This window comes from Kribbella soli (assembly GCF_004331345.1).
Classification (GTDB): domain Bacteria; phylum Actinomycetota; class Actinomycetes; order Propionibacteriales; family Kribbellaceae; genus Kribbella; species Kribbella soli.
This window is the reverse complement of sequence record NZ_SJJZ01000002.1, coordinates 1765409-1791031: the sequence shown is the minus strand read 5'-3', so window position 1 is coordinate 1791031 and position 25623 is coordinate 1765409. Positions and strand designations below refer to the sequence as shown.

Annotated in this window: 27 protein-coding genes; 11 read left to right on the top strand and 16 right to left on the bottom strand. The window is 67.8% G+C overall.

Annotated features, from left to right (window positions below):
• Positions 1–192: 192 nt before the first annotated feature.
• Complete coding sequence (locus E0H45_RS22655; RefSeq protein WP_165546548.1) at positions 193–3390, top strand: family 78 glycoside hydrolase catalytic domain; 3198 nt, start codon at positions 193–195, stop codon at positions 3388–3390.
• A gap of 1 nt (position 3391) precedes the next feature.
• Here E0H45_RS22655 and E0H45_RS22650 read toward each other — a convergent pair whose 3' ends face one another.
• On the bottom strand, positions 3392–4402 hold the full coding sequence (locus E0H45_RS22650; protein ID WP_131340295.1) for a LacI family DNA-binding transcriptional regulator: 1011 nt from the start codon (positions 4400–4402) through the stop codon (positions 3392–3394).
• Between the two features lie 456 nt (positions 4403–4858).
• Here E0H45_RS22650 and E0H45_RS22645 point away from each other — a divergent pair, with 456 nt between their 5' ends.
• From E0H45_RS22645 to E0H45_RS22635, 3 genes are read left to right on the top strand one after another with little or no spacing between them, the layout of a single operon-like run.
• Positions 4859–6229, top strand: a complete 1371-nt coding sequence (locus tag E0H45_RS22645; RefSeq protein WP_202872443.1) for an ATP-binding protein — start codon at positions 4859–4861, stop codon at positions 6227–6229.
• Positions 6226–6600, top strand: a complete 375-nt coding sequence (locus tag E0H45_RS22640) for an alpha/beta fold hydrolase (RefSeq protein ID WP_202872442.1) — start codon at positions 6226–6228, stop codon at positions 6598–6600. Before E0H45_RS22645 ends, E0H45_RS22640 begins: the two co-directional genes overlap by 4 nt.
• A gap of 19 nt (positions 6601–6619) precedes the next feature.
• Positions 6620–7753 (top strand): epoxide hydrolase family protein, encoded by a 1134-nt coding sequence (locus E0H45_RS22635; protein WP_202872441.1) that lies wholly within the window; start codon positions 6620–6622, stop codon positions 7751–7753.
• Between the two features lie 98 nt (positions 7754–7851).
• On the opposite strand, the gene E0H45_RS22630 is transcribed toward E0H45_RS22635, so the two are convergent.
• The 10 genes from E0H45_RS22630 to E0H45_RS43965 form a co-directional block, all read right to left on the bottom strand.
• Positions 7852–8511 (bottom strand): response regulator, encoded by a 660-nt coding sequence (locus E0H45_RS22630; RefSeq protein WP_131340293.1) that lies wholly within the window; start codon positions 8509–8511, stop codon positions 7852–7854.
• Positions 8508–9683 carry a sensor histidine kinase gene (locus tag E0H45_RS22625; RefSeq protein ID WP_131340291.1) on the bottom strand — a complete coding sequence of 392 codons (1176 nt, stop codon included), beginning with the start codon at positions 9681–9683 and terminating at the stop codon, positions 8508–8510. The genes E0H45_RS22630 and E0H45_RS22625 overlap by 4 nt, the downstream gene beginning before the upstream one ends.
• Positions 9680–10513, bottom strand: a complete 834-nt coding sequence (locus tag E0H45_RS22620) for a CPBP family intramembrane glutamic endopeptidase (protein ID WP_131340289.1) — start codon at positions 10511–10513, stop codon at positions 9680–9682. The genes E0H45_RS22625 and E0H45_RS22620 overlap by 4 nt, the downstream gene beginning before the upstream one ends.
• A 253-nt stretch (positions 10514–10766) precedes the next feature.
• Complete coding sequence (locus E0H45_RS22615) at positions 10767–11261, bottom strand: aminoacyl-tRNA deacylase (RefSeq protein WP_131340287.1); 495 nt, start codon at positions 11259–11261, stop codon at positions 10767–10769.
• Positions 11258–11767: an NADPH-dependent F420 reductase gene (locus tag E0H45_RS22610; protein ID WP_131340285.1), complete on the bottom strand. Its 510-nt coding sequence runs from the start codon at positions 11765–11767 to the stop codon at positions 11258–11260. Before E0H45_RS22610 ends, E0H45_RS22615 begins: the two co-directional genes overlap by 4 nt.
• A gap of 71 nt (positions 11768–11838) precedes the next feature.
• Positions 11839–12783: an SDR family oxidoreductase gene (locus tag E0H45_RS22605; RefSeq protein ID WP_131340283.1), complete on the bottom strand. Its 945-nt coding sequence runs from the start codon at positions 12781–12783 to the stop codon at positions 11839–11841.
• A 53-nt stretch (positions 12784–12836) separates the two neighbouring features.
• Positions 12837–13460 (bottom strand): NADPH-dependent F420 reductase, encoded by a 624-nt coding sequence (locus E0H45_RS22600; RefSeq protein ID WP_131340281.1) that lies wholly within the window; start codon positions 13458–13460, stop codon positions 12837–12839.
• A gap of 40 nt (positions 13461–13500) precedes the next feature.
• Positions 13501–14403, bottom strand: a complete 903-nt coding sequence (locus tag E0H45_RS22595) for a TIGR03619 family F420-dependent LLM class oxidoreductase (protein WP_131340279.1) — start codon at positions 14401–14403, stop codon at positions 13501–13503.
• Positions 14404–14522: 119 nt separating this feature from the next.
• Entirely contained in the window at positions 14523–15146 is a 624-nt protein-coding gene (locus E0H45_RS22590; RefSeq protein WP_131340278.1) for an NADPH-dependent F420 reductase, read from the bottom strand.
• A 20-nt stretch (positions 15147–15166) separates the two neighbouring features.
• The gene (locus tag E0H45_RS43965; RefSeq protein ID WP_202872440.1) at positions 15167–15634 is read right to left on the bottom strand and encodes an SDR family oxidoreductase; all 468 of its coding nucleotides are present in this window, start codon (positions 15632–15634) and stop codon (positions 15167–15169) included.
• A gap of 224 nt (positions 15635–15858) precedes the next feature.
• Between E0H45_RS43965 and E0H45_RS22580 the strand changes: the two genes are divergently transcribed.
• The 5 genes from E0H45_RS22580 (at position 15859) to E0H45_RS22560 (ending at position 20537) form a co-directional block, all read left to right on the top strand.
• Entirely contained in the window at positions 15859–16770 is a 912-nt protein-coding gene (locus tag E0H45_RS22580; RefSeq protein WP_131340276.1) for a LysR family transcriptional regulator, read from the top strand.
• A 496-nt stretch (positions 16771–17266) separates the two neighbouring features.
• Complete coding sequence (locus E0H45_RS22575) at positions 17267–18406, top strand: MFS transporter (protein ID WP_165546547.1); 1140 nt, start codon at positions 17267–17269, stop codon at positions 18404–18406.
• 42 nt (positions 18407–18448) lie between these two features.
• Positions 18449–19378: an NAD-dependent epimerase/dehydratase family protein gene (locus E0H45_RS22570; protein WP_131340272.1), complete on the top strand. Its 930-nt coding sequence runs from the start codon at positions 18449–18451 to the stop codon at positions 19376–19378.
• A 36-nt stretch (positions 19379–19414) separates the two neighbouring features.
• Positions 19415–20053, top strand: coding sequence for an NADPH-dependent F420 reductase (locus E0H45_RS22565; RefSeq protein ID WP_131340270.1), 639 nt, complete (start codon positions 19415–19417; stop codon positions 20051–20053).
• Complete coding sequence (locus E0H45_RS22560) at positions 20046–20537, top strand: SRPBCC domain-containing protein (protein WP_131340268.1); 492 nt, start codon at positions 20046–20048, stop codon at positions 20535–20537. The genes E0H45_RS22565 and E0H45_RS22560 overlap by 8 nt, the downstream gene beginning before the upstream one ends.
• An 8-nt stretch (positions 20538–20545) precedes the next feature.
• Here the strand turns inward: E0H45_RS22560 and E0H45_RS22555 are convergent, their stop codons facing one another.
• Positions 20546–21475: a LysR family transcriptional regulator gene (locus E0H45_RS22555; protein WP_131340266.1), complete on the bottom strand. Its 930-nt coding sequence runs from the start codon at positions 21473–21475 to the stop codon at positions 20546–20548.
• A 165-nt stretch (positions 21476–21640) separates the two neighbouring features.
• Between E0H45_RS22555 and E0H45_RS43900 the strand changes: the two genes are divergently transcribed.
• Complete coding sequence (locus tag E0H45_RS43900; RefSeq protein ID WP_420323338.1) at positions 21641–21928, top strand: LysR family transcriptional regulator; 288 nt, start codon at positions 21641–21643, stop codon at positions 21926–21928.
• Positions 21929–22046: 118 nt separating this feature from the next.
• On the opposite strand, the gene E0H45_RS22545 is transcribed toward E0H45_RS43900, so the two are convergent.
• Together E0H45_RS22545 and E0H45_RS22540 are read right to left on the bottom strand one after the other, a co-directional pair.
• Positions 22047–22832, bottom strand: coding sequence for a L,D-transpeptidase family protein (locus E0H45_RS22545; protein WP_238155156.1), 786 nt, complete (start codon positions 22830–22832; stop codon positions 22047–22049).
• A gap of 72 nt (positions 22833–22904) precedes the next feature.
• Positions 22905–23477 (bottom strand): GNAT family N-acetyltransferase, encoded by a 573-nt coding sequence (locus E0H45_RS22540; protein WP_131340264.1) that lies wholly within the window; start codon positions 23475–23477, stop codon positions 22905–22907.
• Between the two features lie 19 nt (positions 23478–23496).
• On the opposite strand from E0H45_RS22540, the gene E0H45_RS22535 reads away from it, so the two are divergent.
• On the top strand, positions 23497–24219 hold the full coding sequence (locus tag E0H45_RS22535; RefSeq protein WP_165546546.1) for an AfsR/SARP family transcriptional regulator: 723 nt from the start codon (positions 23497–23499) through the stop codon (positions 24217–24219).
• A 50-nt stretch (positions 24220–24269) separates the two neighbouring features.
• On the opposite strand, the gene E0H45_RS22530 is transcribed toward E0H45_RS22535, so the two are convergent.
• Both E0H45_RS22530 and E0H45_RS22525 read right to left on the bottom strand, forming a co-directional pair.
• Positions 24270–24686 (bottom strand): hypothetical protein, encoded by a 417-nt coding sequence (locus tag E0H45_RS22530; protein WP_131340260.1) that lies wholly within the window; start codon positions 24684–24686, stop codon positions 24270–24272.
• Positions 24676–25578 carry an SEC-C metal-binding domain-containing protein gene (locus E0H45_RS22525; RefSeq protein WP_165546545.1) on the bottom strand — a complete coding sequence of 301 codons (903 nt, stop codon included), beginning with the start codon at positions 25576–25578 and terminating at the stop codon, positions 24676–24678. Before E0H45_RS22525 ends, E0H45_RS22530 begins: the two co-directional genes overlap by 11 nt.
• Positions 25579–25623 lie beyond the last annotated feature (45 nt).

Sequence of the window (25623 nt, the reverse complement as noted above, 5' to 3'; positions counted from 1 at the left end):
CTGCGTCTGAGCGCGTCTATCGGGCATTGAAACCTTTCAGATGAAAGCTTTCAAGCTATGATGTGTGGGTTGCGTCACGGTGTCAAGGGTGCGTGCCGCGAGTCGGCTGGACGACCGCGGAACCCGACCGGAGACCCTGGCTGCGACAGTTCCGGTCCAGGCTGCGGCGGATCAACAGCGAAGGGTTCCACAGTGACTAGTCCGACACCGACAACGCTGCGCGTGGACGGCCGTTGCGCCGCCACCGCGCAGGCAGCTCCCGGTGAGTCCGCGATCAGGGTGGACGACCGCTTCGTCGCGCTCGCCTCCGAACGCCGGCCCCGGCTCTCGTGGGTGGTGCCGCTCGAGCGCAACGGTCAGCGCCAAACCGCCTTCAGGCTGCGCGTGAGTCCGGGAACGTCGGATCCTCGCAGTGATGACACCTCGCTCGTCTTCGACAGTGGCGAGGTCGAGGCTGCTGAGCCTTTCGTTGAACTCGGCATCGATCTCGCAGCGGACTGCCTGTACTCGTGGACCGTTCGAGTTCGCGACGAAGCCGGCGAGTGGTCGCAGTGGGCAGCTCCGGCGAGCTGCGAAACCGGACCATGGCAGTACGACGACTGGTCCGCCGACTGGGTCGCTCACCCCACACTCACGGTCCTGCGGCGGAGGGTGCTTCTCGAGCAGCCGACGGAACGGGCCCGACTTCACCTCACCGCTCAGGGCCTGGTGCGGGCATCCGTCAACGGAGTAGCCGTCAACGCCGATGCCTCCGATCCGTCGCGCACCGACCTGAGTCGAGCGTTGTATCGCACCTATGACGTCACCGATCTCCTGACCGTCGGGGAGAACACCATCGAGTTCGTGCTCGGTCTGGGGGATTGGGAGCGTTCGGGCGAGGACCCGCGCCTGCTGGCCGAACTGGTCGCACACGCCGCCGACGGCACGATCGTCCGCGCGGGTACCGGCGCAGAGATGGAGACCGCCGGCGCCGAGGTCATCCGACAAGAGCCCTTCTACCTCGAGCGCCACGAACGGATCGACGACACCGGGATCTTCGGCGCCTCTGATGCGTTGCGCGTACTCACGCCTGAGGTTGACCCGGTCTCCTTCGCGACGCCGCCGGCCGCGATCGCACCAGACCCTTCACCGGCGCTGCACCGCGTCGCACGCCACGAGGTGACCGAGCTCAGCCGGTCCACCGCCGGCCGGGTGTACGACGTCGGGACCAACATCGCGGGTCGCACCCGGCTCACGGTGGCTTCGCCGGTTCCCGCCGGCACCGTCGTACGAGTCGTCCACGGCGAACACCTCGACCAGGCCGGCAGGCTCGACACGACCAATCTCACGATGCCGTTCGACCACGGACGGGTACGCCAGGCCGTCGAATACGTCATCGAGGGGACCGTGCGCGAGGTTCTCGAGCCCTGGTTCGCCTACCACGGATTCCGGTACTTCGAGATCTTCGGGCTGCCCGCCGACGCCGACGTGGTGGTGGAGGCCTGGAGCCTGCACTCCGATCTGGTGAGTGTGAGCGAACTCGAGACCGACGACCTGCAGGTCAACGCCCTCGTCCGGGCGGCTCGGCGTACGTTGCTGAACAATGTGCACGGGATCCCGGAGGACTGCCCGACCCGCGAGCAGGCGGGATGGACGGGGGACACCGCGTCGGTGACCGAGTTCGAGTTCTCGGCTTTCGACCTGCAGACCTTCTTCTCGAAGTGGCTCGCCGACCTGCGCACGAGCCAGCAAGCTGACGGCAGCATCCCGGCCATCTCGCCCGACATCCGGGCCGACCGGATCAGCCCCGACCCTGTTTGGGGCGCCGCGCTGCAGCGAGTGCTGCTCGGCCATTGGCTGCACTACGGTGACGAACGGGTCGTGCGGGAGACACTTCCGGCTCTGCGGCGCTGGGCGGACTACCAACTGACGCTCCGGACCGCGGACGGCGTCGTCGGCAACGCTCCGATCAGCTACGGATCGGACTGGCTTGCCCTCGAGCAGACTCCGCCGCCCCTGCACCACACGGCCGCGACCATCGACAGCCTGGAATCACTCGCGACGCTCGAAGAGGCCACCGGGAGTCCGAACGCCGCCGCGGAACGACGTACCCAGGCCGACGAACTGCGGACAGCGTCGCGTACGGCGAACTACGACGACGAACGCGACGTGTTCGGCAACGGCACCCAGGCGGCGAACGCCATCGCCGTGGAATCTCGCGCTCTCACCGGCGCCGAGGCAGAGCGTGCGGCAGGGCGGATCGCTGACGACGTACGCGCTCGCAACGATCGCCTGACCTCGGGCTTCGCCGCGACGAGGACGACGATCCGAGCACTCGCACGCACCGGCCACTCGCAGACCATCTTCGACGCCCTTCACCAGCCCGCCGAGCCGGGAATCGGGGCGATGCTCGACCACGGCCCCGGCACGTTCTGGGAGTGTTGGTGGATCGATCCGCGGAACACCGGCACCGGGTCGCTCGATCACATCGGCCTCGGTGGACCGTTCGCGGGCTGGGCCTGGCAGTGGCTCGCCGGCGTACGGCCGATCGCCGCCGGCTGGTCACGGTTCGAGGTTGCGCCCCAGTTCGTCGACGGTGTCGACTCGCTGTCCCTGAGGTCGCGGACGGTGCGGGGGACTCTCGAGCTGCGATACCGGGTCAGCGGAGCGGAGACAGTCCTCGAGCTCACGGTTCCGGTGGGCTCGGAGGCGGTCCTTCGACTCGCTGAACGGGACAATGACATCCTCGGTCCCGGGTGGCACCGACGCACAATCGCTACCGCCCTGGTTCGTACGACGAGGCGCCGCAGGACGTACTCCGCCGAAGAACCCTGGCAGCCGCCGTCCCGGCCGTCGCCTTCCCCGGATGTCGTCGGCGAGCGCGATTGGCTCCAGCGGGCGCTGGCCGAGAACACCATCACGGCACAAGGCAGCGAACCCATCGTGGTGCTGCCGGACGGCCTGCGCTGCATGCCCGTGCCTCACGAGCAGCCGGGCGGACCCGTGGCGCTCGTGCGTGGCAGTGAACGCACCGCTGCCGGAGAGGGCGCGGCGCTGTCGGTACGCCTTCCCGTCGTTGCTACAGGCACCGATCGGTCCGGTGCGAAGTTCGTCTACGCGATGCTCGACCTGTGTGTGGAGAATCCGCAACGGCCACTGGAGCCGTTCCTCGTCGTTCGCGGTGCCGACGGCAGCACGAGTGAGGGCACCAGCACGATCTGGCCCGCCGGCTGGAACCGGGTGAGTGTCGACGTCTCGGCTCTGGCCACGCGGACCGCGATCGAGTCGGTCGAGGTCGGCGTACGCGTTCGGGCGCCAGCGGCGGATTCGCCGCCATCCGCGGACGACGACGTGCCCCTGGCGTTCCACCTCGGGGACGTCGGCTACAGCATCGTCCGCCGAACCTGGTGAATCAGGCCGACGTCGTACTGGCTCGAACGACGAGTTCAGGGGGTAGCAGCAGGTGCTCATGGACGTGCGCCTCGGCCTTGAAGGCGTGGTCGAGAACCAGGCGAACCGCCTCCTCCGCCAGCGCTTCCTGCGGCTGCCGGACAGTGGTCAGCGGCACGATGGCGGAGGCCGCGTAGTCGATGTCGTCGTAGCCCACGATGGAGATGTCGCGCGGGACGTCGATGTCGTCGGCGATCACGAGCGACTGCATGAGGCCGAGGGCCAGCAGGTCGTTCGCCGCGAAGACCGCGTCGGGCCGAGAGCCGGCAGGCAGCACGGCCAGTTGGTCGCCGATCGCTCTGCCGTCGGAGATGGTCTGGTCGAGTGTGTCGATGTGGGTGAGGCTCGCGCCGTCGATCTCCGCGACAGCACGCAGCGCGCCCTTCCACCGGTCGTCAACCTGGTGGAGCGGACCACCGAGAAAGGCGATCCGCCGCCGCCCGGCGTCCAGCAGGTGACGTACCGCGAGATAGCCGCCGGCGTTGCCGTCGAGTGCGACGGAGCAGAAGTCTCCCTCGTTGGCATGAATGTCGAAGAGCACGACAGGCATCCCGCGCCGGATGACGCGTTCGATCCGCGCGGTGTGGCCGTCCAGTGGCGCGATGATCATGCCCCGGACACGTTGCTCCTCGAAGAGGTCGATGTAGCGGTCCTCGCGTCCGTCCAGCTGATCGCTGCTGCCGAAGATCACGGTGTGCCCGAGAGCTTCTGCCGCGGCCTCGCAGGCGTGAGCCAGACCAGCGAAGAATGGATTGGCCACGTTGAGCACGATCATGCCGAGCGTCGTACCGCCGCCCATCTTGAGCTGCCTGGCGAGGTCGTTGCGCACGAAGCCGAGCTCGTCCATCGTGGCGAGCACCCGCTTCAGCGTGGCGGTCGAGACCAGCTCCGGCCGGTTCAGGACGTGCGAAACCGTACCGACGGAGACCATCGCGCGGGCGGCCACCTCACGAATACCGACTGGCCCGGCCATCTGCTTCTCCCACGCCTCGTGCACAACACAGATCCCCCATCATAGGTGCGCCAGACAGCGGACGTCCTCAGGTCTTGCCGATGCAGGGTGTGGCGGTGAGCGAGGTTGAACGGGGCCAAGCCCAGCTCGCTGCCGGGCCGACCTTGGCCTACGCCGAGACGAGCAGTGGGGTCGATGGGGCGATCCAGCCGGGCTGGACGGTCTTGTGTTGCGCCCAGCTCAGTTGACGGACCATCATCACGCATGGTCGTTGTGACGTCTGCCGCCGCCGATGGGAGTCGGCCGACTGTGACGACGCCGGCTTTCGTAGGGCGCGACCGGGAAGTGGCAGCCCTGACGGGCGCTGGCTCAAGCCCCGGCAGTCGTGCTGATCGAGGGCGAGGCCGGGATCGGCAAGAGCCGCCTGCTGCAGGAGTGGATGGCCGACACCTTCATCGACGCAATGCCCTGACGTCGGTGTGTCCGCCCCTTCGGGAGTCGTTGACGTTGGGGCCGATCGTCGACGCGTTCCTCGGAACCCATCAGCCGGTGGCCGACCTGGGACTCACTGACCTGGCCGGCACGCTGCGGCCGTTGTTCCCGGAGTGGTCCGCCGATCTACCACCTGCTCTGGAGCCGTTGGACGATGCCAGGACGGCGCGACACCGACTGTTCCGGGACCTCGCCGAGCTGCTCCGGGCGTTGCACGTGGATCTCCTCGTGGTCGAGGATGCGCACTGGGCGGACGAGGTGACCCTGGAGTTCCTGCTGTTCCTCACCTCCCGCCAGCACAGCGGCGGACCGAGCCTGGTGGTCACGTACCGGCCGGAGGAGGTGGACGACCAGTCGCTGTTGCTGCGGTTGTCGTCTCGCTTGCCGGCGGGCGTGACCCAGCTGCGGGTGGCGTTGACGCCGCTCAGCCGGGACCAGACCGCGGCGCTCGTGTCGTCGATGCTCGACGGTGAGCCGATGTCGGCCGAGTTCAGCTCGTTCCTGCATGAGCGGACCGATGGCGTGCCGCTGGCGGTGGAGGAGTCGGTGCGCCTCACGTGCGATCGCGCGGACCTGGTGTTCCGCGAGGGGCAGTGGATGCGGCTGAGTCTCAGTGAGCTTCAGGTGCCGCCCACGGTGCGCGACTCGACGAGGGAACGGGTCGGGCGGCTGTCACCGGCGGCTCAGCAGGTGCTCCAAGCGCTGGCGGCCCTCGCCGAACCCGGCACCGAGGTCACGCTGGCCGCGACCGCCGACGTGGCGGTCGAGGAGTGCCGGGCGGGAATCACCGAGGCGTCCGAGGCGGGCATGGTGGTCGGCGACGACCTCGGGCGGTGGCGATACCGGCACATGCTGGTCGCCGCCGCGGTGTACGAGGCGATCCCCCGGACCGAGCGCCGGTTCCTCCATCTGCGCGCCGGCCGAGCCCTGGAGGAGGTCGACCCGCCGCCCGTCGCGCAGCTCGCCCGCCATTTCCGGGAGGCGGGCGAGACCGAGCCGTGGACGCGGTACGCCGAGCAGGCCGCGCATCGTGCCTTGGCATCCGGCAACCACACCACTGCGGTCGTCCTGCTCGACGACCTGCTGTCCGCCGCACAGCTTCCCGCGCCGGACATGGCACGGATCGCCCGAACAGCAGCGGTGGCGGCGCTGGGCCGCAGGGACTCGCCCATCAGTCGATGGAGTGCCCTGGTGCGGGATGGGCAGTGGTGGTGGCAGCGCACCGCGGACCTGGTCGTCGGTCACTCCTACGGCGGCACCGTCATCGCCGAGGCCGGCCGGAACTCCGCCGTCGCGCACCTGCTCTACGTGTCGTCCTACCTCCCGACCTCGGACAGTCGCAGAGGGCGATCATGAGCGGCGAGAGCGACCCGGTCTCGATCGGCGACAACGGGGACGGCACGCTAAGTGTGTCCGGCTACGACGCGGCCTCGTTCGGAGAGCGATTCCTCCAGGACGCCGACGAGGCGACCCGGCACCATGCGTGGGAGCGAGTGACGGCGCAGTCGGCCGCGGCGTTCATGACGCCAACCAGTGTGGCCGGCTGGCAGGGGATCGACTCGACGTACCTAGTGTGCGCGCAGGACCGCAGCACGTCGGTCGAGCTGCAGCGCCCCCACGCGGGCCGCGCGACGTGCTCCGTCGAGCTGCCGACCGGGCACCACCCGTTCGTGACCCGTCCCGACCTGGTCGTCGACCACGTCCAGGCGCGGTCGGACCGCGCGTGAGCACGACCAGGAGAGGCACATGACCGACCACACGCCGCTGATGGCGGTGACCGATGCAGAACTCGAAGACCTGCGCGCGCGGCTACGGGCCACCCGGTGGCCCACCCGGTGGCCCGTCGATGGCTGGGAAGCGGGTACCGACACCACCGAGGTGCGCCGCCTGGCGGAGTACTGGGCCACAGGCTATGACTGGCGCACCCACGAGGCGCGGATCAACGCCCTGCCGCACTACATGGCCGCCATCGGCGGCTCGCCCGTCCATTACCTCCGGTTTGACGGCGAGCAGCCCGGCGCCCTGCCGATCGTCCTGACCCACGGCTGGCCCAGCACCTTCCTGGAGCTCACCGACCTCGCCCGGCGTCTCGCGGAGCCGTCGAAGCACGGCGGCGACGCGTCCGACGCGTTCACGGTCGTCGTCCCCTCGCTGCCCGGCTACGCGTTCTCGCCGCAACGACCGGCCCTCCCGCCGACGCTCCAGACCCACCAGATCTGGCACCGGCTCATGCGGGACGAGCTCGGCTTCGACCGGTACGCCGCCCATGGCGGCGACCTGGGCGCGGGGATCACCTCGCGTCTGGGTGAGGCCTACCCGGAGTCGCTGGCCGGCATCCACCTGCTCGCCGTCGCCGCACCCCAGGAGTACGACGCCGCCAGCCTCACCCTGGACGAACAGGCCTACCTCGACCAGGGCGCCACCTGGAGCGCGGAGGAGGGCGGTTACCAGCACCTGCAGAACACCCGCCCGCTCACCCTGGCCCACGCTCTGTCCGACTCTCCGACCGGCCTGCTGGCCTGGATCGTCGAGAAGTACCGCGCCTGGAGCGACTCGGGCGGCGACCTGTCGTCCCGGTTCACCGACGATTTCGCCCTCACCCAGGCGTCCCTGTACTGGTTCACGGGCACGATCTCGACGTCGTTCCGGCCCTACTACGAGTACGCCCGCGGCCTGACCCGGCGCGTCGAAAAGGTCGAAGTGCCCACCGCCGTCGCCGTCTTTCCCGCCGACCTCACCCAGCCCCCGCGCTCCTGGGCCGAACGCACCTACAACATCACCCGGTACACGTCGATGCCACGCGGCGGACACTTCGCCGCCCACGAAGAGCCCGAACTGCTCGCCTACGACATCACCGAGTTCTTCCGCCAACTGCGCTGAGACCGACCCGCAGCAGTCGGAGCGGCTCCGCGGACGTCATGTCTGCGGAGCCTATGCCCATGTACAGCCTGTGCACGGGTGCCCGCCGAGCGCCATCCTCAGGTCACCAGGCCGCTGCGGTAGGCGTGGACCACCGCTTGCACGCGGTCGCGCAGACCGAGCTTTGCCAGAATGCGTGACACGTACGTCTTGACGGTCTCCTGGCTGATCACCAGCGTTGTGGCGATCTCGCCGTTCGACAGGCCGTTGGCGATAAGGCGAAGCACCTCGAGCTCGCGCGGCGTCAGCGCGGTGTCGGCAGCTGCGCTCTCGGCGGGGCGGATCCGCGCCGCGTACCTGCCGACGAGCTTCCGGGTCACCTCGGGCGCCAGTAGCGCAGCCCCGGTCGCGACCGTGCGGATGCCGTGCAGCAGCTGCGCCGCCGGGGCGTCCTTGAGCAGAAACCCGCTGGCCCCCGCGCGCAGCGCCTCGTAGACGTACTCGTCGAGGTTGAACGTCGTCACCACGAGCACCTTGATCGGGTGCGCGACCCCGACGCCGGTGAGCAGGCGGGTCGCCTCGATGCCGTCGAGCACCGGCATCCGGACGTCCATCACCACGACGTCCGGGTTCAGCCGGCCGGCGAGGTCGACGGCGGCCCGCCCGTCCTCGCATTCGCCGACCACCTCGAGGTCGGGCTGGGCGTCGATGATCGTCGCGAACCCGGTGCGGATCAGCGCCTGGTCGTCGCACACCAGGATCCGGATCGGCGCACTCATGATCGGCTCCCGGTGGGGATGCGCGCCAGAACGACGAATCCGCCATCGGCCCCGCGGTCCGCCGCGAACTCGCCACCCAGGGCATCCACCCGTTCGCGGAGCCCGACGAGCCCCCGACCGTTCCCGCCGGGCGAACGCGGGCGGGCGCCGACGAGGGCCTGCCCAGATCCGGTCCCGGCAGTGCTGATCTCCACGGTGATCTCCCGTTCGTCGTAGCGCACGCCGACCGCCGTCGGCCTGCCGTGTGCATGCTTGAGGGCGTTCGTCAGGGCCTCCTGCACCACCCTGTGGGCGACGAGCTCGGCGCTTCCGGCGGATTCCGACGGCGTGCCCTCCTCGGTGAGCTCTACCGGCTGCCCGGCCTGACGGGTCTGCTCGACGAGCGTGTGCAGGTCCCGGAGGGACGGTGCCCGGGCCGCGCCGTCGTGGCCGGGGTCGAGCAGGTCCAAAAGGTTCCGGAGGTCGCCGATCGCCCGCCGGCCCGTGTCGGTGACCGCATTCAGCGTCTCGTCGAGCCGGTCGGGGGCGCCTGTCAGGTACCGGGCCGCCTCCGTCTGCACGACCATCGCCGTCACGTGGTGGGTCACGACGTCGTGCAGCTCGCGGGCGATCCGGGTGCGTTCCGCGGTGCGGGTCTCCTCGGCGACCCGGAGACGCCGTTCGGTCTCGGCGGCCCGGGTGGAGCGCAGCCAGGAGCCGACGGCCGACACGAGGACCAGCGCCAGGTAGAACGTCAGGTACCCGTCCGCCCGCTCGGTCCCGCCGGCCAGGTCGAGCGCGAGCGCCAGCACCACGTAGGCACCCGAGAGGAGGATCGCGACCGTGCGGCGACGGCGTTCCAGGTAGGCACCCGCGCTCAGCAGCGCGATAACGAGCCCGGCGCCCGCCAACGTGTGGTAACCCCGGAGCTGATCGAGGGCGAAGCCGAGGAACACCAAGACGAGGCAGGCGGCCGGCCATCGCCTGCGAACGGCGAGCGAGAAGCACTGGAGCACGATCGCGACGACGGCCAGCGCGTCGAAGGGACGGGTCGGCAGCGCGCCGACCTCCGTCCCCATCCCGTGGAACGCTGGCACGAACGATGCGACCGCCGGCAGCAACGCGAGCGGCAGGTCCCGGACCGTGACATCGAGCTGCCGCCACCGGTCCAGGGCCCGCCCGAGATCGATCAACGGGAGAGCCTAACGGCCACGTCCGCGCGGGCCGAGCGACGGACGGGAACCACGTGCCCACGCCGGTAGGCCAGCCACATGAACACGCCGGTGGCCAGCACGCCGAACACTACCGCGTAGATACTGCCCTCCGGTCCGAAGCCGCCGCCCGTGACCAGCGCGGGACCCGACATCGTCGCGTCCAGCAGGCCCTGCGCGGTGTTGCTGCCGGACACCTCGGTGCTGAAGATGGCGCTCGCGGCGATGTTCCAGCCGAAGTGCAGACCGATCGGCACCCACAGCTTGCGGGTGGCGATGTACGCGGCGGTCAGCATCCCGCCTGCCTCGATGGCGATAGCGATGGCACCCCACAGGGTGGCGTTCGCGTTGAGCAGGTGGATCAGGCCGAACAGCGAGCCGGTCAGTGCGAGCGCGATCCAGGTTCCGGTCCAGCGCTCGACGTTCCGGAACAGGACACCGCGGAAGACCAACTCCTCGGTCACGGCGGCACCCGCCATGATACCGAGCAGGGCGACGGCGCTCGCGGGCGTGCCCAGGCCGTTGATCGTGTAGTCACCGAAGAAGGCGATGTTCGCGATGACTGCCCCGAACAGCGCGATGCCGAGCAGCGTGCCCGAGCTGACTCCGGCACCTGCTCCCTTCAGCGACACCTCGACGGGGGCCCGGTGCTCGGTCCGCCGCACCACCCAGCCGTAGACCAGGACCGCGACGACGGCCGTCAGCAGGCCGGCGACGAGTGCTAGCCAGGGGTTGCCCTTCACTGCAGCCGTCCCCAGATTGCCGAGGATCCAGACCGCCGCAACCGCCGAGAGCTGCCATACCAGACGCACGATGACTCCTTTGTGAGAATCCGTGGCCGGAGCGCCGCGGGCTACCCCGAACGCTATGGATCCGCCCGCCCAAAGTCGTTACCGCACGGTTGACACTCGCGGGTAGCTCGCACGGGGGACAGAATGGGGGAAGGAACAAGCAATGGAACTGATTTCCGTCCACCGAGCGTTGGTGCGTGACGGGCAGTGGTGGTGGAAGCCAACTGCAGCCTTCTGACGGAACGTACCGGAATCCGAGGACCGGGCGCGGAGGTCAGTGAGGCGATTCCTCAGCGCTGATGTCGGTGACAGCCGCGCCGTAGGCGGCGACCAAGGCGTCCGCGTCGACGAAGGCGAGGCGCCCGCCCGTCCCCGCGCCCACGGCGATACGGCGGCCGACTATTCGCTCGTCGGCGACGACCGGCCAGGCCGTGGTCGACCCGATAGGCGTGACGCCGTGCCGGTAGCCCGTCGCGTCGAGGGTCATTCCCTCGTCGGACATCCGCAGTTTGTTGACGCCCACCACCGCGCGGAGCTTCGGCCACGAGATCTGGCGGCCGCCGGGGATCAGCGCGAACAGGTAGCTTCCGTCGTGCCGCTTCACGACAAGCGACTTCACGATGTCGCCCGGCTCGATGCTGAGCAGCTCGGCTACGTCTGCGAGACTCTGCGCCTCCAGATGCTCGACGATCTCAACGTCGAGTCCGCGCGCGTCCGCGTCCGCCTCGAACCGCTCCGCGCCGTCCATCACACGATCTGCGTCGCTCATTCCTCCACCTCTCGGGCTTGAGCACGCAGGCATATGACCCTCAGCACGAGCAGGTACGAGCGGTCGGCCGCCCCCGCCGGGCGGGCGAGGGACAGTAGGTGCTTGAAGAAGATGGTGTTGAACGCTTTCACGAGCATGGCGTCCGGGACGTACCGCAGCAGCAGCAGCAGCTCGCTCGAGGTGAGCGACGTGCCGTCGCGCTCGGGGATGTGCCTGTCACGATCGGGGCCGTAGGTGCACGTGTCGATGACTGTCTTCCCCGCCAGCGGTCCGGCGGGGACGTCGGGGAACGCCGTGACCGGCACCGTGACCACGACGATTTCACGGGCCGCGGCGGCTTCCTCCCGCGTCGCCGCGGAGGCCCGCGGCCCCAGCTCCGCGACCGTGTCCGCGAGCGTCTCGGGGCCGCGCGAGTTGCTGAGCATGACCTGGTGGCCGGCCGCGACGGCGAGCCGCGCGATTGCGCTGCCGATGGATCCGCTTCCGATAAATCCAACAGTCGTCATGTTCTCAGCGTCCCTCCAGAAGAACGTTGTCCCGGTGATGGCCGGACTGATTCGCGATGGGGTCCCTGCCGTCAGCCGGCGGGGAAGTAGTGGCCGTTGTCCAGATCGGCGAGCAGGCTGGGCTGAGCGGGAGCCCAGCCGAGCGTCCGGCGGGTGACGAGGTTGGACGTCGGGTAGCTTCGATTGACCACGTTCGCGAGGAATCCGAAATATCCCGGCAGCATCAGTTCGTCCAGGGGCACGCTCACGGCGGGCAGGCTCAGGCGGCTGCCGATGGCCTCGGCGATCTCGCGGAACGGGATGCCCCCGTCCTCAACCGCGTGCCAGTACTTGCCGGCCGGGCCCTTCTCCAGCGCCAGGCGGAACAAGGAGGCGAGGTCGCGGGCGTGTACGGCGTTCCACAGGTTCGTGCCGTCGCCGGGGTAGCCGGCGACGCCTTTGTCCTTCGCAAGCGCGATCAGTGTGGGCAGGAAGCCGGCACGATCGGTCGTGTCGTGCGCGATATTGGCAATGCGCACGACCGACGACCGCACTCCCCGTTCGGCGAGGCCGATTACGGCGGTTTCCACGACGTTGCGGGCCCGCAGGGTGCCCTTGTGCTCTTCGCCGACGGGAAGGGCCGGGTCCTCCTCGGTGGCCGGCCGGCCCAGGTCCCGCCCGGTGCCGGGCGAGCCGATGCTCCCCGCCGCGACGAGCGGTTTTCCAGTTCCCGCGAGCGCCTCGCCGTACGCGAGCATGATCGGGATCTCTGCGGCGGCCACGGCGTCGATCCCGCCGGACGGCAGCAGGTCTTGCCGGTGCGCGACGTGGATCACGCCGTCGGAATCCGCCGCCGCCTCCTTGAGCCCGTCGAGGTCCTGGAGGTCGCCGCGGCGGACCTTCGCGCCGAGCGCGGAGAGTGCCGCCGCGGCCGTGTCCGACCGGGCCAGTCCAGTGACCTCGTGCCCGGCGGCGATGAGCTCGGGAATGATGTACGAACCGGAATGGCCGGTCCCGCCAGTGACGAAAACGCGCACGCTACTGCTCCTTATGAGTGATGCGGCGGAAGTATTGGTGGTGTGAGGTGCGCTCAGGCGGGGAAGTCGACGCCGAGGGCGACGTCGAAGGTCCCCGCGCCGTGGCGGGCCAGGCCCATCAGCAGCGGCCCGACCCCTTCCAGCCAGCGAGCCATCTCCAGGCCGCCGACGTCGAGGGGACGCAGTCCGAGGCTCTCGATGAACACCGACACACTCGCCTTGGCGCCCGCGTCATCTCCGGCGAAGAACACGTCCAACGGACGCTCCTGGACCAGGACGTGGCCGAAGACGGTGTTGAATGCCTTCACGACGTAGGCGCTCGTCGGGGCCGCCTTGGCGATCTCCTGCGCACCGGACGTGCCCTCAGGAGTGAGCAGCCCGGTGGCGTCGGCGTTGAAGGTGTTGGAGATGTCGATGATGACCTTGCCGGCCAGCGCATCCCCGTACCGGGCGACGACCGGCACAGCGCTGGTGTACGGCACTGCGAGAACGACGATGTCGCCCACGGGGACCGTGCCGAAGGTCCCCGTCGTGGCCCCGGCGCCGAGTTCGGCGGCCAGGCCCTTGGCCTTGGCCGGGTCCCGGCCGATGAGTTCGACGGAGTTGCCGCCGGCGACCGCGCGGGCGGCGATGGCGTGGGCCATGCCCCCGAGGCCGATGAAACTGATGCTGCTCATGGTGAGTGCTCTCTTCCTTGGGTGGTCGTTTCTTCGGTGGTCACAACCGGCCTGTACGGTCGATCACCTGGCCGGCGAAGTCGAGCAGCTGGTCAAGGCTGGTGAACATCGCGAAGGCATCGACGTACGCCTCATCAACACCAGAGTCGGCGTACCGCTTCAGCTGGTGTGCGACCGAGTCGACGGACGTGCCTGGCTCGAGGTTGATCCGCATGGCCGTCTTCAGTGCGTCGGGATCGCGGCCGGCGTCCTCCGCCGCTCGACGCGCGATCGACCACAGGCGGCCGGCGTCCTCGTCCTGACTGCTGATCGACGCGGCGGGCGCCGGCCCTTCGACCCCGAGCCAGCCGACCCCGCTGCGGCCGACTCGGCGCATCGCGGCCTCGCTGGCACCGCCGATCCAGATGGGTGGCCCGCCCACCTGGACCGGACGGAGGCCGGCGTGGACCGGCGGCATTGTGAAGAACTCGCTGTCCCAGGACACGGGACTGGTGGTCCACCACGCGTGCAGGAACGCCAACATGTCATCGAGCATCTTGCCGCGCCGCTGCCAGTCCGCGTTGCGGGCGATGTCGTACTCCTGCTTCATCCACCCCAGCCCCACACCAACGCCGAGGCGGCCGTCGCTGAGCACGTCGAGCGTGGTCAGCTGCCGGGCCAGGTGCGGCGGCTCGTAGTAGAACGTGCTGAGCGTGCTGGTGTTCAGGCGCATCCGGCTGGTCGCCGCCGCGGCGACGGTCAACAGCAGCACCGGATCGAAGGAGCGGCTCATCTGCGGCCCGCGGCCCAGATAGTTGCTGCCCACGTCAACCGGCGTGACCAGGCGATCGCCGACCCATAGGGCGTCGTAGCCAAGGTCCTCGAGTCCGCGGACGAAAGCGCTCAGGGCGGGGGCGTCACTGACGGAGGGCCCGACAAGGGGAATCATAAAACCGAGCTGCATTGCGGTCAGCCTCCTTAGGCGAATTTTCGCCACTGTTGATTTCCGACATCTGCGAGTCGGTGGTCCATCAACCCGTCAGAGCGCACGGCGCTCTGTCCGCCGGCTGCTCAGCCCGGGCGTCAGTCCGTGAATTCGCTGACGCCCATGGCGAAATTCCCGTGGCCGATCCCGTTGCCTGCGAGGCCTACCGTGAGCACGCCCGCGCCTTCCAGCCAGTGCGCCATTTTCAGGCCGCCGACGTCCAGCGGGCGCAGCCCGAGGCTCTCGATGAACGCCGCCACGTCCGCCTTGGCCTGCGGGTTGTCGCCGGCGAAGAAGACGTCGGGCCGGCCCTGCTCCAGGACGCTACGGAAGATGGTGTTGAACGCCTTCACCACGCTGGCGCCGGCCGGGGCGATCTTGGCGACTTCCTGCGCGATCGAGGTCGGCTCGCTGTGGGCCAGTCCGTCGAACGTGGCGTTGAAGGGGTTGCTGATGTCGACGATGACCTTGCCCGCAAGGGCGTCTCCGTACTCCGCGACGACCGGAACGACACCGGCGTACAACACGGCCGTGATGACGATGTCCCCGGCCGGGACGGCACCCCACTTACCTGTCGTGGTGCCGCCGCCCAGAACCTCGGCGAGGGCATCTGCCTTGGACTGATCGCGTCCCATGACCTCGACGGTGTTGCCGCCCGCCACCGCGAGCGTGCCGATGGCACGAGCCATGTTCCCCGTACCGATGAGGGTGATGCTGCTCATAAGGTGTGCTCTCTTCCTGTTCACATTCCTGGTGGGTGGTTCAGATGGCAGTGGTGCCGCCGTCGGCGACCAGTTCCAGGCCGTTGACGTAGCTGGAGTCGTCGGAAGCGAGGAACAGGGCGACGGTGGCTATCTCGTCGGGGCGGCCCATCTGTCTGCGGGGGATGAGGGACTCGAATGCGGCCTTGGTTGCCTCGTCGAACAGTCCAGCCGGGGAAGGCGCCGAGGGAGGCGTTGGATCCGGTCATGAAGATCGAACCGTTGTCGTTGATCAGCGGCAGTGCCTTCTGCACGGTGAACAGGGTGCCGCGCGCGTTGAGCCAGAAGGCGCGGTGGAACTGTTCCTCGGTGATCTCGCCGAGGACACCGGCTTCACCCGTCCCGGCGCTGGCCCACAGCATGTCGATCGAGCCCTTTTCCCGCTTGACGGTGTCGTATAGGCGGTCCAGGTCGTCGAGGTCGGACGCGTCACCCTGAACGGCGGTCACTCCTTTGAATTGATGGTTTCCGAACGGGAATGGAGAGGGTCAATTCTTGATGTGCTCATCCTGGTGTTGGGCCCTGCTATCAAATACCGATCCCGAATTCTTGTACCGAATTCTTGTACCGAATTCTCCCGGCCCGATGAACGATGCCACCGGCCTGAGCGGGTGTCCAAGACCTGTTTCAGCCGTGGTGATACCTTCGAGGCATTGCCGGACCGGGAGGGCGCATGGATCTGGACCTGCGCAAGCTGCGTTACTTCGTCGCCGTCGCCGACAGGCTGCACTTCGGCCGCGCCGCCGATGAGCTGCACATCGCGCAGCCGGCGCTCAGCCGGCAGATCCGCGCGCTGGAACAGGATCTCGGCGCCTCCCTGTTCACCAGGGACAGCCACGGCGTAACGCTGACTGACGCGGGCCGACAGCTGCTGGACGACGCCGGTCCGCTACTCGCCTCCGCGCACGCGGTCCGCCGCCGGGTGTCCGTGGCAAAACGCGGCGGCCAGCGGCTGGTGGTCGGCTTTCGGGCCGGCATACCTGTCATCCCGGCGACGCGGGTGTTCGAGGCCCAGCATCCGGACGTAGTCGTGGACGTGCAGCGAATGGAATGGGACGAGCAGGCCCCGATGCTGCTCGACGGCCGCGTCGACGTCGGCTATGTGCGGCTGCCCATCGACGAGGCCGGCCTGCGCCTGACTCCGCTCTACACCGAGCCCCTCATGGTGGCGTTGCCCGCCGATCACCGACTGGCCGGCAAGGATGAGGTCACCGAGGCTGACCTAGCCGGTGAACCGCTGGTCTGGCATGCCGACGCGAGCACGCAGCCCACCAGGCGCCCGCACCCCGACTCCGGGCTCCGGGTGCGCGGGGTGGAGGAGAAGCTTGAGCACGTCGCGGCCGGCCGGGGCATCTCGTTCGTGGGGCGTTCGGAGACCGTGTTCTTCTCACGCCCGGACATCAGCTACGTGCCCGTCCCGGACCTGGCGCCCGACCAGGTATTCGTCGCGATGGCGGCGTCGCGCACCTCGCCGCTGGCCGACGAGTTCTTCGCCGCGGCTCAGGCGACGGCTGAGATCACGGCAGAATGCGGGAACTATGAAATGTGGCAGCTTGCGAACGACACCGCTTCAAAGCGCGGTTGAGCAGCTCGGCTGACAACAGCCGAACCCGACCTCCAGTACCCGCATGCCCTGTTCGATCCTGGCCTGATGCAACATTCTGGCTTGTCACGGCGCGCTGATCGACGACGTGGCGCGCCCTGTCTCCTCACTCCAAGTGCGGACCACAGAGTCCGCGTACGCGTCCCAAGGGCGTGTCGGGCGGGGCAGAACGGGTGCCGTGGCACCGTCCGGCGTCCGGCAGCTTGACTTCGGGAATCCGCACCGTCGCCACCTGGATGTCCGGTCGCTGCTAAGGCTCGCAAAATGTCCGGCGATACCTGACGGGGATCCGCGACCACCGAGCCCCATCGAATTGGTGGGGGCCAGACCCAAAGGTTTCGATGGTCAGCGCTGGAATCGCCGCAGAGCTGCTCGCGTTGGGTCAGAACTGTAAGGCTCACTACGCTTTGACTGGAAGGCAATCATGTCGTCAGCGACGAACGAAGAAACCCTCGTCAGCGAGAAGGTGCGGCTCCCGTTGGCGGGCCTGCTGGCCCTGTTCGCGGCGGGCTTCTTGGGAATCATCAACGAGACGATCCCCGCGGGCCTCCTTCCGGCGATGTCCAAGAGCCTCGGACTGTCGGAATCTGTCGTCGGCCAGACCATCACGGTGTATGCGCTGGCGACAGCGCTCACCGCGATCCCGCTCAATGCTGCCCTGAAGAATCGAGGGCGCCGCTCCGTCCTGATTGCGGCTCTGATCACCTTCGGTGTGGCCAACGCGGTCGCGGGACTCGTCGACAGCTTCGCGGTGATCCTCGTTGCGCGCGTGGTGGCCGGTGTCGGAGCGGGACTGATCTGGTCGAACATCGGCGGCTACGCAGCCCGGATCGTCGGCGAAACCCTTCAGGGCAAGGCGATTGCTATCGCGATGGCAGGCATCCCCGTCGCGCTGGCGCTAGGTCTTCCGGCGGGCACGCTGCTGGGAGACGCGGCCGGGTGGGAGGTGACCTTCATCGCCACGGCGGTGGTCAGCGTCGCCTTGATCGCTTGGGTGCTTTTCTCCCTACCCAATCTCCCAGGCCAGCCGGCGGGTGGACACGTTCCCATCGCGACCATCCTCCAGACCCGTGGTGTGGTTTCGATCCTGTGGGTCGTCGCGGGATTCATGGTTGCCCACAACATCTTGTACACCTACATCGGTCCGCTGACGGCGGCCGCGGGCGTCGGCGGCCAGATCGAATGGGTTCTCCTGGTCTTCGGCCTTGCGGCGCTGCTCAGCATCTGGGCTACCGGAACCTTCGTCGACCCGCACCACCGCCGGCTGATCGTGCTGAGCACGGTCGTTGTAGGCGCCGGCGCTCTCGTCCTCGGGTTCGGGCAGGTGAACCCGGTGATCCTCTATCTGGGCGTTGCGATCTGGGGCCTCGGCTTCGGCGGTTCCGCGACTCTCTTCGTCACAGCCGGCGTGCGTGCGGCCGAGACGGACGCGGTGCAGTCGATCCTGGTGACGGTCTTCAATCTCAGTATCGCGGCCGGGGGGATCCTCGGCGGGCTCTTGCTCGCAGGCTTCGGTATCAGCTCAATTCCCTGGGTGACCGTAGCCATCATGATCCCCACGGCGATCACGACGATCGCCGGGAGACAGCACGCGTTCCCTCGCTGGGCGCACGCCTGAATTCAGAGCTCCACCCAAAAGAAATTCAGGAAGGAAAATGACATGTCACGCGCGTTTGTCACGGGCGGTTCGGGGTTCATCGGTCGGGTGTTGGTACGCCGACTCGTAGCAGAGGGCCACTCGGTTCGCGTTCTGGTGCGAAGCGAGGCGTCGGCCGAAGTCGTGGCCGGCCTCGGTGCCGAGCCCGTCCGAGGTGTGTTGCCTGACGCAACTACCTGGCAGGACGAGGTAGTGAGTAGCGACGTCTTGTTTCACCTTGCTGCCGAAACCGACATCTCTGCGGATCGTGAACGGCAGGAATTGGTGTCTGTTCGCGGCACCCAGGCGGCGGTGGACGCAGCGCGCTTCGCGAAGATTCCCCGGTTCGTCCACTGTGGGACGGAAGCTGCGCTCCTCGCGGGCGATCCGCTGGTCGAGGTCGACGAGACAGCACCACTGCGGCCGGACTCGGCAGCCGTGTATTCAGCCGTGAAGGCCGAAGCCGAGAAGATCGTTCTCGACGCGAATGCCTCGGACTTCGCCACGGTGTCGATTCGTCCGAGGTTCGTCTGGGGCCCCGAGAGCATGCTGATCGAGGGTCTGGTGGCGGCAGTCAAGGCCGGCCAGTTCGCGTGGATCGAGGGCGGACGGTTCACCACCGACGTGACGTTCGTGGACAACGTCGTCGAAGGCCTGATGCTCGGCTGGCAGCGCGGTCGGCCGGGCGAGGCCTACTTCGTGACCGACCAGCACCGTGTCGTCCTGCGCGAGTTCTTGGAAGCCCAGTTCGAGATCTACGGAGTGGAAGGGCCGATTCCGGAGCTCGATGCCAAGACGGCGGCTCAAGTGGTTCCGGTACCGGCCCGGTGGTTCCTGGGGCAGACGTGCACCCTGCGGACGGACAAAGCCGTATCCGAACTCGGTTACGCACCGGTCGTTTCGCAGGTCGCAGGACTTGACGCCGTCCGGGCTGCCGCGGCTGTCCGGCAATGACTCACAGATGCAACGAATGTAGGAGGTAATCCAATCATGGCAAGCATCAGCATCATCGGCCTCGGGAACATGGCAAAGGTCCTGGGCGCCCGAGCCATCGCCGGTGGGAACACCGTCGAGTTCGTCGGTCGCGATGCAGACAAGGCGTCGGCCTTGGCTCGCACCGTTGGCGGCGGGTCCACTTCCGTTTCCATGGACGCCGCCCCGAGCGGGGACATCGTCATCCTCGCGGTTCCGTGGGAGAGCGCCGTCCCGGTGGTTCAGCAGTACGGCGCAGCGTTGGACGCGAAGATCATCATCGACATCTCCAACACCTTCGACCTCAGCGAATACGGCGGCCGGCACGTCCCGGCCGACACGTCCGTAGCGCAGGAGATCGCTGAGGTCGCCGGGGAGACCGCCCAGGTCTTCAAGGCCTTCAACACGATCTTCGGCACCGTGTTCTCCCGCAACGAGCAGGTGGATGCGCTCTTCGCCGGCAACGACGGGCGGGCGAAGGAGGAGGTTGCGGCTTTCATCAAAAGCCTGGGGCTGCGGCCGGTTTATGCCGGTCCGCTGGTGATGGCCCGCGCCTTGGAGGAGGCCGGCCTGCTGGTCATGGGCCTGGGCCGTTGGGGCGAAAAGAACTACGAGTTCTCGCTCGCGGTCAGAAAGAGGAGCGACGCCGGTGTATGACAAAGTGAATTGGCCTGAGCGGTACGACCCGAGAACGTCGGCGATCTACGCGCTCAACGACATCGATGTGTCGGCCCGGCCTGAAGTGGTGTGGAAGCTTCTCGTCGACGCCGAGAACTGGTCCGGCTATTTTCCCCTCGAGGACCAGGTCAAGATCTTGAGTGGTGAGCGGGAACTGGCACTTGGAACCAAGTACAGCCGGGTCACGGTCGGTTTTCCGATGAGTCTGCACGTGACGGAGTACGAGCCCTTCAGCAGGCTCTCGTGGGAGACCGTGGTCGACGGCGATGAAACCGGTTCGCGCGCTTACCACGGCTGGGTGATCACGCCGACGGACGATGGCTGTCACGTGCTGACCGAGGAAACTCAGCAGGGCGCCTTCTTCCTCGAGGAGCTCGGCCGCAAGCATCCCGGTGCGCTGTATCGCTACCACCAGGAGTGGGTCGAATCCCTCGCCCGCGCCGCGGAGGCGGCTGGCGCATGAATACGGGGCTACTTGGGAGAACCTGGCGCGTCGCTGTCGCTGAGTTGAGCCTTGACGTCGCGGGGCACCCGAACGCCGCGGGTGCTCAGGCTGGTGACGAACCGAGCGGCGAGCGGATCCAGGGCGCCAGGTGACACCGCGATCAGTTGCCTGATCCAGCGTGGTGAGAACGATCGAATCGCTCCGGGCAGCCCGGCGCTGACCGCACTGATCGGGGTGACGGCGACGCCCAGGCCAGCGGCGGCAAGTTGGGGCGCTGCTGCCGTGACCGAGGTCCTCATCACCGTTTCGGGACGAACGCCGGCTCTGGTCAGCGATCGGTCGAGCCAGCCGCTCAGACCGTTGTCCGCGGCGAAGTGAACGAGCTGTACACCGTCGAGGTCGTTCAACGTCACTGACGGCAGTTGGGCCAGGCGATGGTTGCCTGGTGCCGTCAGTACGATCTCTTCCTCGGTGACGGGAGTTGTCGTGTAGCGCTCGGACACGGGACCCGGCACCAGCAGGATGTCGACTTCGTCGGAGTCGATGAGTCCGAGGAGCTCCCCCGGTACAGCGGACTCTCGGAGGCTGATCGCTACCTGCGGGTAGCGGCGGTGCCAGTCGCGGATCACCGGGGCGAGCATGGACACGGTCAAGCTCTGTGCGCAGGCCAGGCGCAGCGATCCTCCGGTCGCGTCACCGGCGGCACGTGCGAGGCGCACAGCTGATGCAGCTGCCTCGATCGCTCGCCGTGCATCGGTGACGGCGGCTCGGCCGGCGGGCGTGAGCTTGACGCCTCGGGGCTCCCGGCGAATCAGCGCGGTCCGGGTCTCCCGTTCCAGAGCGGCGAGCTGATGCGACACGGCAGGTTGCGACGAATGCAGCATCCGCGCGGCCTGGGTGATGGACCCGGAATCCGCGACTGCCACCAAGCACTCCAACGCCCTCAGCGAAGCCATTCGCAAATCCTATCGCAGATCGCCTAACTATGAAGGTCATGGAGGTCACCGTCGGCGTAACGTCATTTCCAGGGACAGAGTTGACCCCGGAGGGTGACCAGGAGTTGCGGCACGTCAGGTACTTCATCGCCGTGGCGGAGGAGTTGAACTTCAATCGGGCCGCGGTTGCGCCTGCACATCGCTCAGCCGCCGTTGAGTACGCAGATCAAGGATCTGGAAAAGGAACTGGGCGTCAGGCTGTTCGACCGGACTGGACGGGGCACGTCCTTGACCCGCGAGGGTGAGATCTTCCTGCTGGAAGCGCGCGGTGTGGCCTTGTCGGTCGAGGGCGGTAGCAGTTCTCTGCGCAGGACGCGGGCGACCGTCGTTACTCGAGCGGCCGTTGCCTGCGCCCGCCTGTTCTCGGCTCCGTCACTGCTCCGTGGGACAGTGACAAGTTTCGGTCATCGGTGAGTGATGATGGTCAAGATCCCGCAGGTCAGGGGTCTGATCAGCCAAGAACCGGGGATCAGGCCCCTGGTTTGCCGGGGCAGCATGCATCGGACGCCGGCAAAGCCCTGCAGGAGCGTCGTCAGTACTCGCCGTAGATCTGGACCTTGGTGCCGATCGGGGTGTCGGTGAAGATCTGATGGATCTCGGGGCGTACGACGCGGACGCAGCGGTGGCTGTCGGGGTACGGCTTGACGAGGGAGTTGACCCGCGAGCCGTGCAGGGCGATGCCGGGGCGGTCCTTGAGGAAGTAGAGGGAGTCGTACATGTACGCGTCCTCGTACAGGCTGCTCTCGTGCGCGCCGGCCCACTTGCGCCAGACCTTCCCGATGCGGTTCGGGGTCTCGTACCCGGGGCCGCCGGTGGAGATCCAGACGATCCGCTTGTAGGTCTTTCCGACGATCTGGTACAGGATCTGGCAGGTCTTGTTCACGTAGATGCCGGGGGAGCGGGTCGGCGCCGGGCGACTGGTTGCGTTGAGCACCGAGTACGCGTCGTTCAGGCTGAGTCCCTTGCGGCTGACCGGCAGCCCGTTGGTCTCGCGCCACGCGCACAGCGCCTGCTTGGCGCGGGCGGTGATGTCACCGTCGATGTCGCCGACCGGGTACCCGAGCTTGTCCAGTTGCCGTTCCACGCGCAGCGCGTAGTACTCCGGCTTCTGCTTCACCTTGGGCTTCGGCTTGACCGTCGGCTTCACGGTGGGCTTGGCAGTCGGAGTGGCGCTCGGCGTCGTACTAGTCGTACCGGCCGTGCTGCTCGAAGCCTGTGTAGGAGAAGGCGTCGTCTCACTCGCGGCCACATCGGAACAGCCGGCGACTACGAACGACAGAACGACCGCACCGGCAACGAGACCACGTCGACGAGACACGAATTCCCCTCTCCCTCAGCTTTTTCAGCGTCGCAGAACCACGCCGGGTAAGCGTGCAGCGACCCGCCGAGACTAATCTGCGAGAGGTTCCTCAACGGGTGCCGCGCCGGATCCCGTCACCGAACCGTTGCCGAGTTCCGGCGCCGGATCGTCCCGCAACCGGCTGTACAGGTACCCGTCCCGCAGTCGCCCGGCCCGGAACTCGCACCCGCGGATCACCCCTTCGAGCCGGAAACCCGCCTTTTCCAAGGACTTCTGCTCGGCCACGTTCTCCGGATGCGTCGCCGCCTGGATCCGGTGCATCGGCGTGTGCTCGAACAGGTACGCCGTCAGCAGCGCCTGCGCCCGCCACCCGATCCCACGCCCGCGGTATTCCGGCAGCAGCGCGATCCCGATCTCCCAGTACGTCGTACGCCCGTCGAACGACCCCGATCGCCAACTCACGAGCCCCGCCGTCTCGGATCCGGTGCGCACCATCAGCCGCCCGTCGTCCTTGCCCAGGAACCCGTCCTCGGCATACCGCCGTACCGGAGCCTGCGCATCCCGGAACCCGTTCCAGTCCAGCCCGATCAGCCCCGGCTCGACCAGGAACCGCTGGAACAACGCCACATCCTCTTCCTGCACAGGCCCCAGCAAGACATCCATGCCTGCCAGACTAAAGGCGATGGAGTTCCACATCCTCGGCCCGCTCGAGATCGTCGTCGACGGACGTGCGGTTCCGGCGCCGGCGCCGCGGTTGTGCTCGTTGCTCGCGATCCTCCTACTGCGTCCGCACCGTCAGGTGCAGGTGGGCGAGCTGATCGATCGGCTCTGGCCGGACGGCGCGCCCCAGCCGGCGAACCCGACCGCCACCGTCCACACCTATGTACGGCGCCTGCGCGACATCGTCGGCGCCGACGTACATCTCGGTGAGTTCCGTGAGGCCGTCGCCTGCATCACCGAGTCGCTGCAGTACACCGGGCCCACCAGCAACGACCAACTCGTTGCCCTGGTCAACCGGTCAGGTGCGTACAAGGAACTCGGCGAGCTGGACCTCGCGGCGGCGGATCTGCGGACTGCCGAGCCGCTGGTGGACAACCGTCTCAACCGGGTCCAGTGGGGACTGGCCAGGGCCGGCGTCGAGAACCGGCTCGGCCATTACGAACAAGCGCGCCGGATCGCAACCGACGTACTGCGCGAGAGCCGCGAGATCGGCAACGCGTATGACGCCTGCGTCGCCCTGCAGGCACTCGCCGAGTCGGAAGCCGTCGAGTACGGCATCGGACGGCAGTGGTCTCGCAGCCTCCTGGCCCGCTGCTGCACAGCCCTCGACCGCCCCGCCGAAGCAGCCACCCACCAAGCCGCCGCCAACACCTTGTGCCACCAAACAGGCTACGTCCCCGGCTGACCCCGGCGTGAGGCTCGGTTGCCCCGGCTTGCAGGCGCGGCTGACTCGGCTTAGAGGCCGAGGTCGCGGAGGAACTCGGGCTTGTAGGCCTGCATCACGACATACCGCGGGTCCGGGACCTCCATGTCCGCGTTCTTCGCGGCGTCACCGGCGGCATCGTGCGGGCCGACCGGCGCGTTCGGGTCGGTCCAGTCCTGCTCGGCCGGATTCCACCGCGTGACCGTGTACGTCGCGTCGAGGTGCTCGTCGGCCACCACATCCTTGGCGGTCCGCGCGGCCTCCTGCGCGTCGTCGAGCGTGTGCGTGTACAGCAGCATCCGGTTCCCGTCCCGGGTCACCGTCACCTGACTCCCGAGCCGCTCCCGCGCGTCGTCATCCAGATCCAACGCCCGCAACCGATCCCAGAACGTCAACCTGTGCCCCTCGTCACTGAGCACAACCTCAACCCGAAACTCCTCATCCGCCATGGGCGACACCATACCTACTGACATTCGACGCGGGCTCAACGCGTGGCAATGGTCCGCCACAGCACTTCTTGTATTTGACGCCAGATCCGCACCAGCACGGTTGATTGCGCGGCGGTGGCCATGCGGTCCTTCTACCGTCAGGCAGTTCATCGTGCCGGACTGTGACATCGCGCAGGCAATCGACCAGGCCGCCGTACGTCCAGGTGGCGATCGTGACGCGCTGAGCCTGGGCGCGCAGCACACGCTCGACCCGGTGGCAGTAGCCGTCCGCGTTCTCGCCGATCAATTGTCTGCGCCATCGCACGGCGTCGTCGAACTCGCTGCGATCCCAGACCTGGATCGTGCCGGCGATCACCACCGGATTGCGCAGCAGATCGCGCAGCTCGGCCTCTCTGTCCGCCTCCTCGTCCTCACCCTGGGCGCCCATGAGATCGAGGCCGTCGAGCGGCAACTGCAACGCCCACTTCACGCGTCGACGACCGGTCACCAGATCCTGGATTCGGTGCGAGCCGGTGCTCACGTCCTCGGCGGTCAGCTGGTCGGCCGCGATTTCGTACCAGAGCAGAGCTTCGTCCAACTCATCGCGTTTCTCGAGCAACTCGGCTGCGCTGCACCAGGCGAAGCTGTAGATCCGATTGCTCGCCATCACGGCGTCGAGCTCGCTCCGTGCTTCGTCGTTCCTGCCCGCTTCGAACAGGAAGTCGGCATAGTCCACCCGGGCGTCGTCACCAGCTGTGCCTCCCTCATCAATCAACTGCTGCCAAATCGCCAACGCTCGCTCAGCCCGTCTCATCTTCACGTGCTCCTGAGCGGCAATGAGCAAGGTGAAGGTCCGGCCAAGGCCGATATCTGTCCAGTGATCGCGGAGCTCGTCCGCCAGCGGATCGTCCATGCCGGGGAACGTATTCGGAACGGCCCCGCCGTGAGCGCGCTGTTT

What these genes read in the sequence shown, in the direction of transcription:
- E0H45_RS22650 (WP_131340295.1), bottom strand. Translation starts at nt 4,402, where the DNA reads ATGGCCGGGCCAGTCGGTATTCGTGAGGTGGCCGCCCGCGCGATGGTC.
- E0H45_RS22640 (WP_202872442.1), top strand. Translation starts at nt 6,226, where the DNA reads ATGAGCGGCGAGAGCGACCCGGTCTCGATCGGCGACAACGGGGACGGC.
- E0H45_RS22635 (WP_202872441.1), top strand. Translation starts at nt 6,620, where the DNA reads ATGACCGACCACACGCCGCTGATGGCGGTGACCGATGCAGAACTCGAA.
- E0H45_RS22630 (WP_131340293.1), bottom strand. Translation starts at nt 8,511, where the DNA reads ATGAGTGCGCCGATCCGGATCCTGGTGTGCGACGACCAGGCGCTGATC.
- E0H45_RS22615 (WP_131340287.1), bottom strand. Translation starts at nt 11,261, where the DNA reads ATGAGCGACGCAGATCGTGTGATGGACGGCGCGGAGCGGTTCGAGGCG.
- E0H45_RS22610 (WP_131340285.1), bottom strand. Translation starts at nt 11,767, where the DNA reads ATGACGACTGTTGGATTTATCGGAAGCGGATCCATCGGCAGCGCAATC.
- E0H45_RS22600 (WP_131340281.1), bottom strand. Translation starts at nt 13,460, where the DNA reads ATGAGCAGCATCAGTTTCATCGGCCTCGGGGGCATGGCCCACGCCATC.
- E0H45_RS22595 (WP_131340279.1), bottom strand. Translation starts at nt 14,403, where the DNA reads ATGCAGCTCGGTTTTATGATTCCCCTTGTCGGGCCCTCCGTCAGTGAC.
- E0H45_RS22590 (WP_131340278.1), bottom strand. Translation starts at nt 15,146, where the DNA reads ATGAGCAGCATCACCCTCATCGGTACGGGGAACATGGCTCGTGCCATC.
- E0H45_RS22580 (WP_131340276.1), top strand. Translation starts at nt 15,859, where the DNA reads ATGGATCTGGACCTGCGCAAGCTGCGTTACTTCGTCGCCGTCGCCGAC.
- E0H45_RS22570 (WP_131340272.1), top strand. Translation starts at nt 18,449, where the DNA reads ATGTCACGCGCGTTTGTCACGGGCGGTTCGGGGTTCATCGGTCGGGTG.
- E0H45_RS22565 (WP_131340270.1), top strand. Translation starts at nt 19,415, where the DNA reads ATGGCAAGCATCAGCATCATCGGCCTCGGGAACATGGCAAAGGTCCTG.
- E0H45_RS22555 (WP_131340266.1), bottom strand. Translation starts at nt 21,475, where the DNA reads ATGGCTTCGCTGAGGGCGTTGGAGTGCTTGGTGGCAGTCGCGGATTCC.
- E0H45_RS22540 (WP_131340264.1), bottom strand. Translation starts at nt 23,477, where the DNA reads ATGGATGTCTTGCTGGGGCCTGTGCAGGAAGAGGATGTGGCGTTGTTC.
- E0H45_RS22535 (WP_165546546.1), top strand. Translation starts at nt 23,497, where the DNA reads ATGGAGTTCCACATCCTCGGCCCGCTCGAGATCGTCGTCGACGGACGT.
- E0H45_RS22530 (WP_131340260.1), bottom strand. Translation starts at nt 24,686, where the DNA reads ATGGCGGATGAGGAGTTTCGGGTTGAGGTTGTGCTCAGTGACGAGGGG.
- E0H45_RS22525 (WP_165546545.1), bottom strand. Translation starts at nt 25,578, where the DNA reads ATGGACGATCCGCTGGCGGACGAGCTCCGCGATCACTGGACAGATATC.